Annotated in this window: 18 protein-coding genes, 1 pseudogene and 1 riboswitch; of the genes and pseudogenes, 13 read left to right on the top strand and 6 right to left on the bottom strand. The window is 31.7% G+C overall.

What is annotated here, in order from left to right; all coding sequences use genetic code 11:
* Positions 1-19: 19 nt before the first annotated feature.
* Positions 20-331 (bottom strand): RNHCP domain-containing protein, encoded by a 312-nt coding sequence (locus MHI39_RS13675; protein WP_071975836.1) that lies wholly within the window; start codon positions 329-331, stop codon positions 20-22.
* 600 nt (positions 332-931) lie between these two features.
* On the opposite strand from MHI39_RS13675, the gene sstT reads away from it, so the two are divergent.
* Together sstT and MHI39_RS13665 are read left to right on the top strand one after the other, a co-directional pair.
* Positions 932-2,170 (top strand): serine/threonine transporter SstT, encoded by a 1,239-nt coding sequence (gene sstT / locus MHI39_RS13670; protein WP_342539379.1) that lies wholly within the window; start codon positions 932-934, stop codon positions 2,168-2,170.
* 124 nt (positions 2,171-2,294) lie between these two features.
* Positions 2,295-3,002, top strand: a complete 708-nt coding sequence (locus MHI39_RS13665) for a TIGR02206 family membrane protein (RefSeq protein ID WP_259549539.1) — start codon at positions 2,295-2,297, stop codon at positions 3,000-3,002.
* A gap of 201 nt (positions 3,003-3,203) precedes the next feature.
* On the opposite strand, the gene MHI39_RS13660 is transcribed toward MHI39_RS13665, so the two are convergent.
* The 3 genes from MHI39_RS13660 to MHI39_RS13650 form a co-directional block, all read right to left on the bottom strand.
* A complete protein-coding gene (locus MHI39_RS13660) occupies positions 3,204-3,737 on the bottom strand; it encodes an STM3941 family protein (RefSeq protein WP_259545464.1) in 534 nt (177 codons plus the stop codon).
* 422 nt (positions 3,738-4,159) lie between these two features.
* Complete coding sequence (locus tag MHI39_RS13655; protein ID WP_058005421.1) at positions 4,160-4,363, bottom strand: Fur-regulated basic protein FbpA; 204 nt, start codon at positions 4,361-4,363, stop codon at positions 4,160-4,162.
* 70 nt (positions 4,364-4,433) lie between these two features.
* Positions 4,434-4,539: riboswitch (SAM riboswitch) on the bottom strand.
* 160 nt (positions 4,540-4,699) lie between these two features.
* Positions 4,700-4,828, bottom strand: a complete 129-nt coding sequence (locus MHI39_RS13650; protein ID WP_257233982.1) for a hypothetical protein — start codon at positions 4,826-4,828, stop codon at positions 4,700-4,702.
* A 176-nt stretch (positions 4,829-5,004) separates the two neighbouring features.
* Here MHI39_RS13650 and MHI39_RS13645 point away from each other — a divergent pair, with 176 nt between their 5' ends.
* From MHI39_RS13645 to MHI39_RS13635, 3 genes and pseudogenes are all read left to right on the top strand, one after another.
* Positions 5,005-6,042, top strand: coding sequence for a YdcF family protein (locus MHI39_RS13645; protein WP_259545463.1), 1,038 nt, complete (start codon positions 5,005-5,007; stop codon positions 6,040-6,042).
* Between the two features lie 309 nt (positions 6,043-6,351).
* Positions 6,352-7,278 (top strand): annotated as a pseudogene (locus tag MHI39_RS13640) (IS1595 family transposase).
* Positions 7,279-7,311: 33 nt separating this feature from the next.
* Positions 7,312-7,743 (top strand): hypothetical protein, encoded by a 432-nt coding sequence (locus MHI39_RS13635; protein ID WP_058005345.1) that lies wholly within the window; start codon positions 7,312-7,314, stop codon positions 7,741-7,743.
* Positions 7,744-7,917: 174 nt separating this feature from the next.
* Here the strand turns inward: MHI39_RS13635 and MHI39_RS13630 are convergent, their stop codons facing one another.
* Positions 7,918-8,172, bottom strand: a complete 255-nt coding sequence (locus MHI39_RS13630) for a MarR family transcriptional regulator (protein ID WP_259545462.1) — start codon at positions 8,170-8,172, stop codon at positions 7,918-7,920.
* Positions 8,173-8,657: 485 nt separating this feature from the next.
* On the opposite strand from MHI39_RS13630, the gene MHI39_RS13625 reads away from it, so the two are divergent.
* Positions 8,658-8,951 (top strand): RNA polymerase alpha subunit C-terminal domain-containing protein, encoded by a 294-nt coding sequence (locus MHI39_RS13625; RefSeq protein ID WP_058005344.1) that lies wholly within the window; start codon positions 8,658-8,660, stop codon positions 8,949-8,951.
* Between the two features lie 277 nt (positions 8,952-9,228).
* Positions 9,229-9,855: a sporulation-specific diadenylate cyclase CdaS gene (gene cdaS, locus MHI39_RS13620; RefSeq protein ID WP_259545461.1), complete on the top strand. Its 627-nt coding sequence runs from the start codon at positions 9,229-9,231 to the stop codon at positions 9,853-9,855.
* Between the two features lie 437 nt (positions 9,856-10,292).
* Here the strand turns inward: cdaS and MHI39_RS13615 are convergent, their stop codons facing one another.
* A complete protein-coding gene (locus MHI39_RS13615; RefSeq protein ID WP_259545460.1) occupies positions 10,293-10,736 on the bottom strand; it encodes a MarR family transcriptional regulator in 444 nt (147 codons plus the stop codon).
* Positions 10,737-11,089: 353 nt separating this feature from the next.
* Here MHI39_RS13615 and MHI39_RS13610 point away from each other — a divergent pair, with 353 nt between their 5' ends.
* The 6 genes from MHI39_RS13610 to MHI39_RS13585 all read left to right on the top strand — a co-directional run bounded on the left by MHI39_RS13610 (position 11,090) and on the right by MHI39_RS13585 (position 16,818).
* Positions 11,090-11,494, top strand: a complete 405-nt coding sequence (locus MHI39_RS13610; protein WP_058005420.1) for a CidA/LrgA family holin-like protein — start codon at positions 11,090-11,092, stop codon at positions 11,492-11,494.
* On the top strand, positions 11,464-12,153 hold the full coding sequence (locus tag MHI39_RS13605) for an LrgB family protein (RefSeq protein WP_071975839.1): 690 nt from the start codon (positions 11,464-11,466) through the stop codon (positions 12,151-12,153). Before MHI39_RS13610 ends, MHI39_RS13605 begins: the two co-directional genes overlap by 31 nt.
* A 357-nt stretch (positions 12,154-12,510) precedes the next feature.
* A complete protein-coding gene (locus MHI39_RS13600; protein ID WP_071975840.1) occupies positions 12,511-12,963 on the top strand; it encodes an ASCH domain-containing protein in 453 nt (150 codons plus the stop codon).
* A gap of 380 nt (positions 12,964-13,343) precedes the next feature.
* Positions 13,344-14,570 (top strand): MFS transporter, encoded by a 1,227-nt coding sequence (locus MHI39_RS13595; RefSeq protein WP_071975841.1) that lies wholly within the window; start codon positions 13,344-13,346, stop codon positions 14,568-14,570.
* 163 nt (positions 14,571-14,733) lie between these two features.
* On the top strand, positions 14,734-15,546 hold the full coding sequence (locus MHI39_RS13590; RefSeq protein WP_071975842.1) for a lipid II flippase Amj family protein: 813 nt from the start codon (positions 14,734-14,736) through the stop codon (positions 15,544-15,546).
* Between the two features lie 489 nt (positions 15,547-16,035).
* Positions 16,036-16,818 (top strand): arginase family protein, encoded by a 783-nt coding sequence (locus MHI39_RS13585; protein ID WP_058005337.1) that lies wholly within the window; start codon positions 16,036-16,038, stop codon positions 16,816-16,818.
* Positions 16,819-16,835: the final 17 nt, after the last annotated feature.

Raw genomic sequence — 16,835 nt, 5'->3', positions numbered from 1 at the left:
ATACTTTTGAACATAAATTCTATTGTATTGCTTTCAAGAAGTGAATTAGTTGGTCCTCTTGTTCTGTATTAATAGCCACTTTGTTTTTACCAACCTTGCCACATTTTATACACTTATGGATAATTTGATATCCTTTTTTATTAGAATAATCTAGACCTACTGGAGCCATTAAACCTCGACAACTACTTTCCCGATCACCTGGCTGCTGATCTAGATGCAAAGAATATAAACAATATGGGCAATGATTACGATAACTTCCATTTGTTAATGGTTTAATTACCATCCTGCATTTCTTACATTGAAATCCTGTATTTTCAGTTTTTCTACTCAAGGACAATACCTCCTAGATGATTTTTTCATCTATGGAGGCAGGGTTCCGTTTTGTTTTTCCCCTATATGGAGCTTCAGGCTTTTGAGGAGAAGGGACCTGTTCACCGCTCGGCTTTACCATGCGATTAATTCTAGTTCCTACTTCATTTGAGCGTTTTTCATCTCAAAATCCGGACCTCGATTGATTTTATGAATTTGTATCAACCACTGTAAGACAGACATCTCCACCTTCCACTAGTAGGTGTTCTACCTCAATCACTGACAATGGCATGCGTCCCCCATACTGCCCAATTATGTGTAAAATAAATTAACAAGAAACCACTCCAAATCTTATTATGTTTAAAGTATTCGATTAAATTATATCAAATAATTTAAAATAGTTGATTTTTTTCATAATAATAGTAGAACTATCACTGTTTTATTATGATTTTCAAATTAAATAGAAGGGTGAATGTACAGACACCACAAAATATTAAACCTATTGTAATATATCTAAATATTCATTATAATACTATTAATTAGAAATGCATCTAATAGAACACGACTTGATGTTAGAATAATTTCACTATTCTAATGGTTTAACAACTAGGGGGAAACGTATATGAAAAGTATATGGAAAAAATGGAGTCAAATCAGTTTAGTCAAACAAATATTAATCGGTTTGATTATCGGGGTTATTCTAGCAGTTGCCATTCCAACTGTCGCCAAACCATTTGTTATATTAGGTTCATTATTTGTAGGCGCATTAAAAGCAATAGCACCTATTTTAGTATTATTCTTGGTTATGTCTGCCATCGCCCAACATAAAAGTGGTCATAAAACAAATATGAAATCTATTCTTGTACTCTATCTATTAGGAACATTTTTAGCTGGATTAGTGGCTGTAATTGTAAGTTTCATCTTCCCAGTAAGCCTAACTTTAGCTGATAGCGGAGAGGATTTAGCTGCTCCCGGTGGAGTCATAGAGGTCCTAAAAACATTATTACTTAATATAGTAGATAATCCGGTTAAAGCTATTTATAATGCAAACTACATCGGAATCTTAGCTTGGGCAATCCTTCTTGGTGTAGCACTTAAAAATGCACCTGATACGACTAAAACAATGATAGCAAACGTATCTGATGCAGTAGCAAAAATGGTTACATGGGTCATTAAATTTGCTCCATTAGGTATTATGGGACTAGTCATTGAATCAATTACGACAAATGGGCTTGAGTCATTATTAAGCTATGGAAAGCTACTTGCTGTATTACTTGGCTGTATGTTATTTGTTGCTGTAGTTATTAATCCGATTATCGTGTACATTGGTATTCGTCAAAATCCATATCCATTAGTTTTTAAGTGCTTAAAAGAAAGTGGTATTACTGCGTTTTTTACACGCAGTTCAGCAGCCAATATTCCTGTTAATATGAGATTATGTGAAAAGTTAGGTTTGGATAAGGATACGTATTCGGTTTCTATTCCATTAGGTGCAACAATTAATATGGCTGGTGCAGCTGTGACTATTTCTGTGTTAACACTTGCCGCTGTTCATACATTGGGTATTCACGTTGATATTCCTACAGCGATCATTCTTAGTGTTTTAGCTGCTGTATGTGCCTGTGGAGCTTCAGGAGTTGCTGGAGGTTCCTTATTATTGATTCCATTAGCATGTAGTTTATTTGGAATTCCAAATGATGTAGCTATGACAGTAGTTGGGGTAGGATTTATCGTAGGGGTTTTACAAGACTCTTGTGAAACTGCCTTAAATTCTTCCACCGACGTACTCTTTACAGCTACTGCTGAATATAGACAACGACGCAAGGAAGGAAAAAGTATTAATATGAAACAAGCGTCTTAAAGTAGTAAACCCTCTATACTTAGGTTGGAGGGTTTTTCTTATGCTACATGTACAGTAGCTTTCTTTAGATAACATGAATCTCGGAGACTGAGAGTATCTTATATGAGAGAAGGGGGGGAATAATATAGAGGGATTTTTTAAGCATAAATATGAGACTTTTCCATTTGAAATATTCTCATTTTCACATACTTTGATGATAATTGTAATGTTTATTGGTGTTTTATTCATAATTTTAGGACGCTCTTTTTTGAAGAAACATAATCAAATCGTTCGAATATCCTTTTTTACAATACTTTTCCTTTTAGAATTTCTTTATCATATATGGCTTTATAGTGGGGGAGTATGGGATATATCTTTTGCATTGCCACTTCAGCTTTGTTCTATAAGCCTAATTTTATGTTTAATAATGTTATTAACAAAATCTCAGGTTGTTTTTCAAATCGTTTATTTTATGGGGATCTCGGGAGCATTAATGGCAATCCTTACCCCTGAATTATTCTTAGGATATCCGCATTTTCGCTTCTTTCAATTTTTTATTACCCATATTCTGATCATTTGGACTTGTATTTATTATGTTATAGTACATCAGTATATTCCTACCACTAAAGGTTTGGTGAGCTCGTTTTTCTTTTTGAATGGATGTGCAGGAATTGCCTATTTTTTAAATAAAATCACTCGTGGAAATTATATGTTTCTATCATATAAACCAATAAATGGTTCCTTATTAGATTATTTTGGCCCCTATCCATATTATATTCTATCTTTAGAAGCGGCCGCCTTGATTTTGTTTATATTATTATTGCTTCCATTTAAGTTAAAAAAGAAGAGATAAATTTATAAATTAAAATATCGTTTTATAAACACTTTTTACCCCAATAGATCTGGGAAAAGTAGCTACGAAGAGTGTAGCTAATTCTAATTGATGAGTTTATTTATATATAAATTGATAGTCTGTTGTATATGCACGACAATCTTATAGAATATGAGGTTCAAGAAAAACAGCACCACTAAACCATACTGGTGCTGTTTGTATTTACGCTTGTCGTTCATCTTCAAGATAAAAACCTATATTTTGTTCAGCAAGTGCTTCAAAAAAACCTTCTTTATCCTTCAAGTTATTAATGGAAACATTTATGGCAGGGTAACCCATGCTTTTATTTGCTTCTAAAAGCTTTTTGTTCATACCCGTGAATTTATTCACGTATTTATCTTCATCAAATAATATAAAACCTAACATTGCCTGTTTATTGATTTGATATGGAATACATCCATCGATATCTTCCCATGGGATAAATCCAATTTTAGGAATGTATCCATTAATCATAATGCCTTCTGTACTAATGACAACGGAAGGTTCGTTTGTTGTCGCCTTTTTTAGTAGTACGATGGACACAGGTATAAGAACTATAGTTAATATGAGAGAGAGAATGAACATTGGAAATTCCAAAGTAATTGACCCGAAAAGCATAGCAAGGGTGATACTACCAAATACAAGTGTCAATGTTATAGTTAAAATTGAAAAGCCAATCATTCTTGCCCTAGAGTCAAAAAATTCTTTTTTCTGCATCGTTTCACCTTTCCATATTTTATCATGACATCCTTTTCATCCTAATTATTCCAACTGAATTGTATAATAAATGGAAAGTACATGTATATAGGCCAATAGAATTAGTAGATGAGTACGGATATTGATATATAGTGAAATAAACAAAGGAAGTGTAATAAAACGAAATTTTGAATTGGAATTGAAAATGGAAAATTTTAAGCATGAGTAATCCCTAATATGAAAACTACACCCTGTTTTTGTGTCGTTTGTTGTTTTTGTATTATCTCTGGCTTTTACACCAAATAAAGAGTTCAGTGTTCTTATGAGGTTTGCCAAACTTCAACTTACTTTTTCAGTTAAGATATGAGTTGAATAGTAAGAAGGTTTGAAAATATGGCCTAAATAAAAAAGCCCCTTTTAAAATTAAAGAGGCTATTAATTATTTATTTAAAATTAATCCATCGAATAGAGTCTATTCCACTATGTGGATGATTTTTAGATGTAATTTTATAATACTCATATTCCAAATCTAATAAAGATAATTCAAAAAGATGCTTTCCATCTTTTTTGTATTGTCCATTTTCAATTAACTTATTAATTAAATCGTTTCGACGACTTTCTATTGTTTCATTTAACAATCTTTCCATTTTCATTTCCTCTCTTATGTTAGTTTCTTTTAATTGGATAAGAAGAGGAATGATCAACTGTATAAACCTCAACTTATCTTTCAAGCAATTTGCTTGCAGGATTTAGCACAGAATTCAAAAAAGAATCTGCTGCTGAGGTTTCATAGGGCCAGTCCCTCCACCTCTCTTGATAAGTATTTATGTAATTACAGATTAAAGCATATTAATCCGATTTGTCAACAATGTTTATTCGAGGTTTTTTACTCAATTGTGATTAATTTAAGCTATAAGATGTATGGAAAGCCAAGTAAAAAATCAAACAAACCGGTTAAAAAAATCGGTTTGTTTGATTTTAATTTATTCTGTTTTCGTGCTCTGATCCTTATTTCTTTTATTTCCTTTGCTATTATCTCCACTAGTTGGAGTTTGTCCATGTAAATGGGGGGAATTTTGATTGTGACTACCTTGATTATATTTTTTAGTCATAGTAAATTGCTCCTTTCTTAGGAATAATAAAATAGTATCTCCTTTTTGTTTCAACTTATGATTTCTGATTAAAATCTAGCCTTTTAAATTCCATAAAATGAATAAAAAGGTGAAAACTAATATAACTTTCATGTATAATGAATCGAAAAACTATTTTTGGAAATTTGAGGTCTACAATGCTATTAACAATTGGAATTATTACCCTTTTATTGTTTGTTACATTTATAAGTTCTTATTTATCAGATCCAAGAAGAGTGATAAATGGTTTTTGGTTTAACCTGTTTTTTTGTTCATTACTTATTTTTTGTTGTATTTTAGGATACAGTACTGGTAATAAACTCCTTATGATCTTTGCATTATTCCCATTTGCTATTTTACTATTTATAGCAACATTTGGTTTTTTTGCTCTAAGTGTTGCATTATTTTTAAATGCAAGGGTATTAATGAAAAAAGAGGGGAGACGATTTTCAAATGCGTTAACATTATTTTTAGGTATCTTTCTATTAATATTATTTATAAACCAAATCATAAATCCTGAGCGTTTATTATCGACTAGTTTGCAACCTCTATATGCAGGAGCTTCATTAATTGTCATTTATTTCTTTTTACATTTAACTAATTTTTTGACCGCTTATATGTTAAACCAGTTTAATAGGCCAAAATACAATCAAGATTTTATTATTGTTTTAGGCAGTGGTTTAATTAATGATAGGGTTCCACCACTATTAGCAAGTAGAATAAATAAAGCGATTGAATTTTATTGGAAACAAAAGGCGGTAACTCTACCACCAAAATTAGTTTTTTCAGGTGGACAAGGACCTGATGAAAACCTCCCCGAAGCAGAAGCGATGCAAATTTATGCCGTAAACAATGGAATTCCTATAGAAGATACTCTGACAGAAGTTCATTCTGTGAATACTTTTCAGAATATGCTTTTTTCAAAACACCTCATGGATTCTTTAAAAGGAAATGAATATAATAGTATCTTTACGACGAACAATTTTCATCTGTTCCGAGCTAGCTTATATGCAAAAAAAGCTGGTCTAAATAGTCAAGGTATCGGTTCTAAAACGGCATTTTATTACTGGCCAAATGCAATGATTCGTGAGTATATTGCCATTATAGTAATGAGACGTAAATTTCATACATTTGTTGTAGGTACCATATTAGGATTCTCTATCTTAATAACATTGATTTCTTTTTTATTTGAATAAGTTTTAAATAAAAGTCATTCTTCTTAATTGGAAAATGACTCTTTTTATCTTCAATGAAATATATCCTAATCTAAATTTTAAAATCTTAGTTTGGACGTACAAAATTGAATTGAACGCTTAAAATATTTCGAGTAAATGAAAAAGAGGCAGGTATACTTAAAACGACAAGTAAATCAATTCCGTTCCATATACTCATTTTGATTTGTTCAAATCAAAGGTTCTTAAAATGGCACCTAGAATTGATAATATTGCACTTAAAAGTAAACCTGCATATAAGATAGAACAGATGTTATTAATGAATTCGTATAAATTTCATGTTTATTTCCTTCCTCTGTCGGTGGTCGTCTAATTAATGAAATGCGTTAAACTCACACTTCAAATAGAGGGTTGAATGCCCTCATTGTGTATCTGAATATATTGTAAGGTTTGGAAAATAGAATGGTCGCCAACGCTATCGTTGTAAGTGTTGTAGTAAGACCTTTACTGATACAACTAATACGGTTCTATACCGTACACGAAAAGGTGACGAATGGATTACGTTTGCTGATTGTATGTTCAAAGGCTATTCCCTCCGAAAATCTGCTGAAATCGTAGGGATTACTTAGGTTACACTTTTTTATTGGAGACACAAACTGTTAAGTGCATTAAAACAAATGGATTTTGAAAAATATGATGGTATCGTTGAAGTTGACGAGAACTATTTCCTATACTATCAAAAAGGTCAACGTGGCATTTCAGAACGAAAACCTCGTAAGCGTGCCTGTAAATCTAAGCGTAGAGGAATAAGTCACGAACAAGTTCTTGTTGCAAGAGACCGCATATCTAAAGTTGCTTGTATGGGGCGTGTTGTGAAACAACAGGTTGATAATATAATTGGTTCTAAACTTTCAAAAGAAAACGTACTTGTAACAGATACTTGGAGAGCCTATAAAACCTATGCAAAAGAAAAAGGAATGGAACATTACAGAATTAAATCAAACGATGGCAAACACGTTATTAAGGGTTTGTATCACATCCAGAATGTTAATGGTCCCCATTCTCGAATGAAACAATGGATAGATTGTATTAAAGGTGTGGTTACCAAATATCTCGTCACTACCTTGCGTGGTTCTTGTTTGTAGATAACCGTAGCAATGAAAGCACAAAACACAACATTAAAGAGTTCTTACTCACATCATTTGTATTTGAAATGACGGACACATATAACTGTTTCGTCTTTCAAAGTTCAATGTTTAATTCTGGATGGTTATGTAGAAGAGGATAGGTATAATGCATCCACAAGAAATAATAGAGTTATTGATTGTTGGGGCAGTAATTGTATCAATCTTAATTATTGCAATTTTTTTAAAAGGTAGATGGCGAAAAAATGGTTGGTTAGTAGCATTAGTTATATTTGTAGCTTATTGTATATTTTTTGTTGCTCGTCCTTTTTGGATAGATGCACAAATTGACAAAAAAGTGAAATTACTAAGACCATACTTAGAAGAGCATTATCCAGATGAAGAATGGACTATTTCCACAGTTCCTCACCGTAAGGATGGCATTAAACATTTAAACCCTTACTATATTGGTGTTGTTTTTGAAAATGAACCAGAAGCTACTTATTATTATTGGGTAGAAGGTAAGGATAATATCTATCAAAAGGGGCGAGCAAACAATGGGTTAGAGGAATTTAAGCATATAGAAAAAAGGAAGGAATAATTTTTAGGTATTTCTATTTGATAAAGATTGGGAAACCTCTATAAATCTAGGTTTCCCTTAAATTTACCTAAAAATCAACATTCAAATTTAACATAGCCTATGTTTTAAAGATGAATGGGAAAGAGAAGTTTCAACATTAGCCAATAAAAAAGGGATTTCAACTATATGAAATCCCTAAAAAATCTTGCTCATTAGTTTATTTACATTTGTTAATACTTCAACAATATCTGCAAGTTTTTCTTGTGAAAACTTCAAAAAGAGATCATGTACTTTTTTTTCTCCATTTTCCGTTAAGTTCATTTTTACTACTCTGCTATCTTCACTCTCTCTTACTCGTTGTATTAAATCGAGTTTCTCCAGTTTATCACACATAGAGGTAACTGCACCTGGTGTTACAGAGAAAAAACCAGCAATTTCCGTAGCTTTCATTCCACCATTAATTTTTAACTGAAGAAGTAAGATAAGTTGGTTTTGAGAAAGTGGCTCATCTTTAGAAAAGAGGTTTACAAAGTTTTGGACTTTTGTTGTATTTCAAGCATTTCTTTAATGATCATTTCTACTTTTTGCATTTTCCTATCATTTTACATTTAATTACAGCCTATTACTATGTTTACAAATTGAAATATATTGTAAGTATATAATTTATCTTAGGCTTTGCCAATAAGTGAAATTAGATGAGTTTTTCTCCATAAAATCGACCTTATCATTTATGTTTATAATGATTGAATTTTTCGATATAATACTGTAGTAGCTAGTAAGGCATTTAAATTTGGAAATACAAATTGTCTGGAGCTACTACTTCATTTTAGATGAAGATAACTTAAATTTAATATTCATAACTAAAAATAATATTATCCAAATACATTTTTCACATATATTGATCATTAATGAAAATGAGAGAGGAGCATTGATAAATGACTATTTCTAAAAAGACCCTACGTACCTGCAAAAATGGACATCAATATTATAAAAGTAGCGATTGTCCAACCTGTCCTATTTGTGAGAAAGAACGCGGAACGATCAATGGATTTCTTACAAGTTTATCTGCACCGGCAAGAAGGGCTTTGGAAACTAATGGGATAACTACTTTACAAAAGCTTTCAACATATAGTGAAAAAGATATTTTACAATTTCATGGTATGGGACCCGCATCTATACCTAAACTTAGAGCTGCCTTAAAAGAAAAAGGGCTTTCTTTTAGAAATTGATTAAAACGACCTAGGAATTAAGTAGATCTAACAAGAACGCTTCTGTGACGTTTAACAAATGATTCATTTTTATTGCACTGTTTTAAACAACAAAGTGCTTTTTTTATACAAAAGTGTAGTATCCTTCTGAGTGCATCTTTAGCACCTTTCATAGCTTTTCGATGATGTTCCATATATAGATGTCTTCGAATGATAATGGTAATTTTGGAAACACTATGATCTAACAGACAGATATAAGAATGTTAAATAGGAAAAAAATAGATGGAGGACATCAAATATGGACAGTAATAATTGTGATTTTTCCCCAATGAAACGCCAAATAGAAACAGACATGAAACACCTGATCCATCAACTCCAATCTAATTTAGATTTACTTGGAAACGAAAAATATTGTCTTTTGGGTAACCTGGAGAGCATAAAAGATCAACTTATCGCAATTGAATCAATGGCAGCTTCATTTTATTTAAATTGTTATTTATCTTCGTTTACTGACACTTATGAGGATTTAACCACAACTGTTCAGCATCTTTCCAAGGATAAGCATGGAGCATTGATTATAGTAGAACGTCTTGACCCACTTGACAATATTATTCAAAAAGGTATTCCAATACGGGCAATGGTATCACCAAAGCTATTAGAGTCAATCTTTTATCCAGGGAACCCCCTCCATGATGGTGCAGTATTGATCAGAGGAAATGTAGTTGATTCTGCTGCAAATGTACTTCCATTAACTTCAAAATTAATACATGAAGGAAAATATGGAACACGTCACCGAGCAGCAATAGGACTCTCTGAGCAAAGTGATGCACTTGTACTCGTTGTTTCCGAAGAAACCGGTAAAATTTCATTTTCCTTAGATGGAAAACTATATCCGATTAATACAACACAACCTATAATTTTATAATGTTTTTCGGTAAATTTCTAAGCTTTATCATTGGAATATTACATTTCTATGTCAGTTAAGCATCGATGCCGTGAAAAGTTTACGAATGTATTTATACATTTTTGTATGATACATTTATGAATTTTGTAAAGTTTGGACATATCCCTGAAGGTCATCGATTGGAATATTTTAGGTTATGTCCAACGGCTCCTAATTACTTGAAGAGTTATATTAAGTTACTATAAAATAATTATGTAAACTCAAATTCAGTTATTTATTCTTAAAGGAAGATAGAAGGGACTGGAAATAAAAGAGTTGTCGGTCCCTATTTTGAAGTGTTGAAAAGGAGAAGTCATTTCTATATGAGTTAGCATCTCTTAAATCAAATAAAAGTATATCGACTTTTATGCTAAAAACCTCCATATGTGATTAACTATGATACATATTATTAAAAACAATCAATTTTCATCAATTAATGCTTGATTCATCCTTGTTAGTAATTCTTTAAATGTCTCACATTCAAGAATGCTCCACGTATCAAGCATGTTTATATACTTGTCTAAACGCTTTTCAATGTCTTCTCGTAAAGCTTGTCTTCCTTCATCAGTAATCTGGAATAAACTGACACGTTTATCATTTGGGTCTGAAAACCTTTGAATAAACCCTAATGATTCCAAAGTAGTTGTTTGACGACTTACAGTTGAAATATCTAAATGAAACGTTTTAGCAATACTTTTACTATTAGCTGGACCATCCTCATCAAGTTTTCTCAATAGTAAGTAAAGAGCACGATCGATATTTCCTATTTTTTTATTTTGTTCCAAATAAACGGCTCTGCGAATGAGTGTAGTTAATTCATATTCGATCTGTTTAATTTCATTTATTTTTAAATGATTGGACATTTATGATTTTCTTCCTTTGTTATTTAGTCTGTTTTCGTATCGTTTGTTGCTTTTGTAAGGACCCAACTGTCGGCTTTTACACAAAATAAAAGATTAAACGATTCTTATGGATTGTGTAGCGGTCTTCAGACAGTAGTTATTCACTATAACATTCCTTAAATTGCAATAATATTTGCGAAAAGAGCCATTATTTATAATTTGTTTATATCAGTAAATTTAAAGTATTTCAATTCATATTGACAAAACATAGTATAGTTGTATAATACAACTATATTTTTGCTTAGAAAATAGATATTATTAACTTCAAAAGAAGGAGGCTGAAGTTGCTTAATAATATGTTTAGCAACAAAATGATGAAATTAATAAAAATTGTGATGCAAATTGTACTATTATTTGCATTTTCCTATATTGGAAGTGTAGTACAAGATCTTTTTCATTTAAGTATACCAGGAAGTATTATTGGTCTAATTTTATTATTAATTTGTTTATTCTTTAGAATTATTCCTGTTTCCTTTATAAGTCGTGGTGCAGGAACACTTTTAGCCATTTTACCTTTACTATTTATTCCAGCTATGATTGGAATTATGAACTATCCATCTTTATTGTCATTGGATGGATTATTTTTATTAGTCGTCATTGTCTTAAGTTCAATCATAACGCTAATTATGTCTGGAGTAATTGGTCAGTATTTTGAAAAACATAGCAGAAAAAGAAAGGAAAAGAATAAATGCAACACGCACTATACACAATCATTATAATTCTTTTTACCGTGTTGGTCTATTTTGTGATGAACAAGCTTTATCGACGGTTTTCATACCCAATTTTTATTCCGGTTCTAACATCAACAATTATAATTATAGTGATTCTAGAATTGGCTCATATTCCTTATACGAAATACATGACTGGTGGAAAATGGATAAATTCCCTGTTGGGTCCAGCAATAGTCGCCTTAGCATTTCCGTTATATAACCAAAGACATATATTAAAAAAATATTGGTTTCCTATTATTACAGGGGTCATCGTAGGATTATTATCAGGTATGTTCACAGGACCATTATTAGGAGAATTAATAGGTATTGACCAAACCTTGATACTTTCGATTATTCCTAAATCACTTACAACTCCTGTAGCGGTACAAGTTGCCTCTGGTATTGGTGGATCGTCAGCAATGGCAGTAGTGAGCGTAATGATTGCAGGTTTTACAGGTGTTCTATTGGGACCAGTCATATTTAAATGGACGAAAATTCATAGTTCAATTGGCAAAGGCATAGGTTTAGGATGTACTTCTCACGCTCTTGGAACTGCAAAGTCAAATGAATACGGTGAAGTATCATTCTCGATGAGTTCTGTTTCTATGACTTTATGTGCAGTATTAGGATCGATTATCGGTCCCATTGTTGCGTTAGTATTTAGTTAATACCAATGTACGTTAAAATTAAAAGTATAATAATGAAGTTCATTTCGAGGTCACAGATATATTCTTGTGGCCTTTTAACTATTAAATTAGTATTTTTATTTTATCCAGATTTTAAAATTTTTAATACATTAATATATTAATTAAAGGCTCAATTCGTTAAGTTTGTAGGATTTCATATAAAGCGTGAAGCCTGAATAAATAGGGATTCATGTTCTATTTCTATCTGATTGTATTATCAACAGAAAAATAGTGGAATTTGGGTTCAGAAATGAACCGATGAAGAGTCATATGAATGATTGAAATAAAAATAAAAAATAAATATCTTTAATTTATTTGGAAATTGGGGAGCGAAAATTTATGAATCAAGCTGGACAAAACTATTGGAATGATTTCTGGAAATTAAAAGGAGAAGAAATACCGAAACATGTAAGTGCATGGCAATTTGGAGATAATCCAAACTATTTAGCACAATTAGTAATTGAAGGAATTAAAACAGCTACTTGTTCTGGTTTGATTTTTTATGAATTAGAAAATGAGCGCATACCATGCGTGGATGATTATAGTATCATTTTAAATAGTCATGATGAACCTTTAGCTATTATTAAAACAGTTGATGTTCAAATTATGCCAATGAATGAAGTTCCAGAGAAGTTTGCTATAGCAGAAGGAGAAGGAGATCGAACCTATCAATATTGGAAGGATACACATGAAAAATTCTTTACTGAAGCATTAAAGGAAATTGGCCAGGAATTTTCTGAGGATTTAAAATTGGTATGTGAACGTTTTACATTAATTGATGTAAAAAAATGAGGGTAATTTTTGAAATCGAATTATAGTAATATATCTAATGATGGATACATTATTACATAACCCAATTAAAAAGTTTAACATTTGAAAAGTAAATACTTCTATTTCGTATTAGCTATAGGGTTGTAATGTAATAAAAAAATATTTCGTTAAAAACGTTAAAAAATTCATTGCAAACTCATTTTTCACATGGTAGGATTAGTACAAATATATTTCCTTTAATCTGGTCCAGAGAGGCTAAAAAGGGTGGAAATGTAAATATTATGATTGTATAGTATTTTAAATGCCCTTTTGTCCTATTGGACGGAAGGGCATTTATTTTGGATAAAAAATTACAACTCTTTTAACTAGAGTCCTGTGAGGCTTGAAAGGAGAAAAGAAAAATGAATTATCGTAATAAAACAGTAGTAGCGTCCGTCGCTGGATTAACACTTGAAGGTATGGATATTATGTTTATATCCTTTGCCATGTCTTTAATCGTTGCAGATTTTCATATCAGTTTAGCAACAGGTGGTTTTATCTCAACTATAACAAATATCGGCATGTTAGTTGGAGGTATGCTCTTCGGAATTTTAGCAGATAAGTTTGGAAGAGTGCGGATATTTACGTATACAATTTTTCTATTTGCTATTGGGACGGCATTAACCGGATTTGCGACAAATATTGAGCAAGTGTATGTATTTAGATTTATTGCCGGTATCGGCGCTGGTGGCGAGTACGGGATCGGTATGGCATTAGTTGCAGAAGCGTGGCCAAAGAATAAACAAGGACGAGCTTCTTCATATGTTAGTATCGGGGCACAATTTGGTGTTATTCTTGCAGCCATATTAAGTGCAGTTCTTCTTCCGATGTTTGGCTGGAGAGGTTTGTTTTTTGTTGGTGTAGTACCAGTTATTTTCGCATTTATGGTTAGAAGAAATTTAAAGGAATCACCGGAATGGTTAGCAGCACAAAAGAAAAATGAAATGAAAAAGGAAAAAGGGAAGTTAATGCAATTATTTCATAACCCACGTACTGCTTTTACAACCATTGCATTAGCAATAATGGCCACTGTACAAATTGCGGGCTATAATGGATTAATGATATGGTTGCCTTCTATGCTACAAAAGTCACAAGGCTTATCAGTTTCTAGTTCTGCCCTTTGGACAATTAGCACAGCTGTCGGAATGATAGCAGGAATGTTAACCTTCGGACAAATTATTGACCGTTTTGGCCTGAAACTTTCGTATGGTGTTTTTCTTCTTGTTTCAGCCGCTGCCGTTTTCTTTTATTCTTTTGCAACAGGAAGCGTCGCTATTTTGGTAGGTGGTGCAGTTGTAGGCTTTTTCTCAAATGGAATGTTTGCCGGCTACGGAGCATTGATCAGTCGTTATTACGATGTAACAATTAGAAGTACAGCAACAAACACGATCTTTAATTTTGGAAGAGCGGTAGGTGGGGTATCACCAATAGTCGTTGGCTACATCTTACAACATGCAAGTATGTCTGTTGCTATGACTTATCTTGCGGCACTATATTGTCTATCATTTATAGTTATGCTTTGCTTAAAAAGTAAGAAAACGACTAGCAATGAGAACGAATACGTAAAATTAGCTACTGAATCTGTTTGATACAAAAGGTTAATGGAATAAGAAATTGACAAAAAAAATAAATAAGTATGATAGAGAGGGTTGCTTTAAACGCGATCCTCTCTATCATTTTCTAATGGAAAAAGTTTTTCTTCATTATATGAAAATATGCTAATATAAAAAGAAAATAAAGTGGGTACATAAATTGGGAATATTATCAGAAAGATTAATTTTAATATCATTATTTATTTTTATCATCCATTCGATTGAAACTTTAGCATATGCCGTTCGACTTTCTGGAGCAAGGGTTCGATTATTAGCCTCTGCTTTATCATTATTTAATGTAATGGTTATTGTTTCGAGAATGGCAAATATGATGCAACAACCTTTTACAGGACGTCTTGTGGATAATGCACCTAAAGAAAATGCGTTCCAATTTGTTGAATCTCAATTTAGAGTGATTATTGGGGCGTCAACTTTAGGGACAATTATGGGCATACTATTACTTCCTACCTTTATTGCATTGTTTTCAAGGGCTATTGTTCACTTATCTGAAGAAAGAGGGTCTATTCCAGCATTATTAAAGAAAGGATTTTCAAAGGAGTATTTTATGCGTGGGATTAAACATATTCATTTGCCAAGACTCTCATACATAAAAGATATTAAGAAAAAAGATATTCCTATTAAATTATTCTTCATTAATATGCTTATTACTGCCATATACACGATAGGAGTATTGTCAGCATTATATGCATCGATTATAGCTCCTGAAAGATCCGCAACAGCTACGATGGCATCAGGACTAATAAATGGGATCGCAACGATTTTACTTACCATTTTTATAGACCCCAAAATATCTATACTTGCTGATGATGTGGTTAACCAGAGAGGTAGTTATAATAGTTTGAAGGGGGTTTCACTAATGATGATGACATCGCGTTTGTTAGGAACCATACTTGCACAATTATTATTCATTCCAGGTGCAGAATACATTGCGTGGTTAACCAAGTTTATGTGATGACACCTTATTAATTATCATGAAATAACTATTTGAATAAGCACTAAAACAAAGCCAAAAAAATAAATAAATGGGTTGATCCTTGACTTAGGACTCTAACTGAAGTAGAGAAAATTACTACAATTTTAGATGATATTTTGTTGAGATCAATCCCTTTTTTATGTGTAGCTAAATCTTTTCTATACGTAGTAATCGTCTAATTAATATTTGAAAATAAAGTGAGGTTATTATATTAAGTCAAAACATTTAAATAGTTTAAGTAATTGTATTATAATTAAGAGTAATTCTTTGTTGTTTTTTAAATTAGCAAGGAATTACCTAGTTACTTTTTACCCACTTTAAAACTACGTAGCAAACATGCTTGTATTTAATGAGATTGGATAGTGCATGTCAATCAATTATTATTTACTGTATTTTGCTCACTTTCTGGAGAGAAAAAGATCATGTTTTATCCAATCTCTTAAAATATTATTTAGGAGATGAAAGATTATGGGGTTATTAAATAACGGAATAACCATCATGAACTTTGACGAAACGTATATTTCTCAGAAGGAACTTCAACAATTTCCCCATGAAAATATTAATATTCAACATTTACTTCATGTGAATCTCTTTTGCCAAGAAGATTCTTTGAAATTATTAAAAAGCTATCTAGAAAAAAGAAAGCAAAAAGGAATAACACTTATTGGAAATGGGAATTATCATTATGTTACCTATTTATTGTTAAGTGAAATCTGTCAACCGTTTACACTTGTTTTATTTGATAATCATCCTGATCTGGAAATAAAACAAAAAGGTGAAACTATACTTTCATGTGGATCATGGGTTTCTTTTGCTTTAGCAAATAACCCCCTTTTAAAAAATGTAGTGATAATAGGACCGACAAATATAAAATTACACCACCTGAATGTCCCACGAACAATTATCTATCCTTTTAATAAAAACCAACAATATTCATTAAAATCAATAATTTCTTCAATTCATACCGAGATTGTATATGTAAGCATCGATAAAGATGTTCTAAATACAAATGAGGTTACAACAAATTGGGACCAAGGAATGATGAGTATTCATTCATTAACTCATTATTTATCATCCATTTTACAAGCTAAACAAGTCATTGGTGTGGATATATGTGGTGAAGTGAAAATGTCACCAGAGCAAGTTCTTCTACCAAACTATCAAACTATTATTAAAAAAAATGCTATGGTTAATCGACAATTATTAACAACCTGTCTTAAATATAGTAACTGTAAAACAATGGGGGCATAATTAGTTTTTTGAAACGC

Source organism: Heyndrickxia sp. FSL K6-6286, assembly GCF_038630395.1.
GTDB classification, from domain to species: Bacteria; Bacillota; Bacilli; order Bacillales; family Bacillaceae_C; genus Heyndrickxia; species Heyndrickxia oleronia.
The sequence above is the reverse complement of the archived record's forward strand: the minus strand, read 5'-3'. Positions and strand labels throughout refer to the sequence as shown.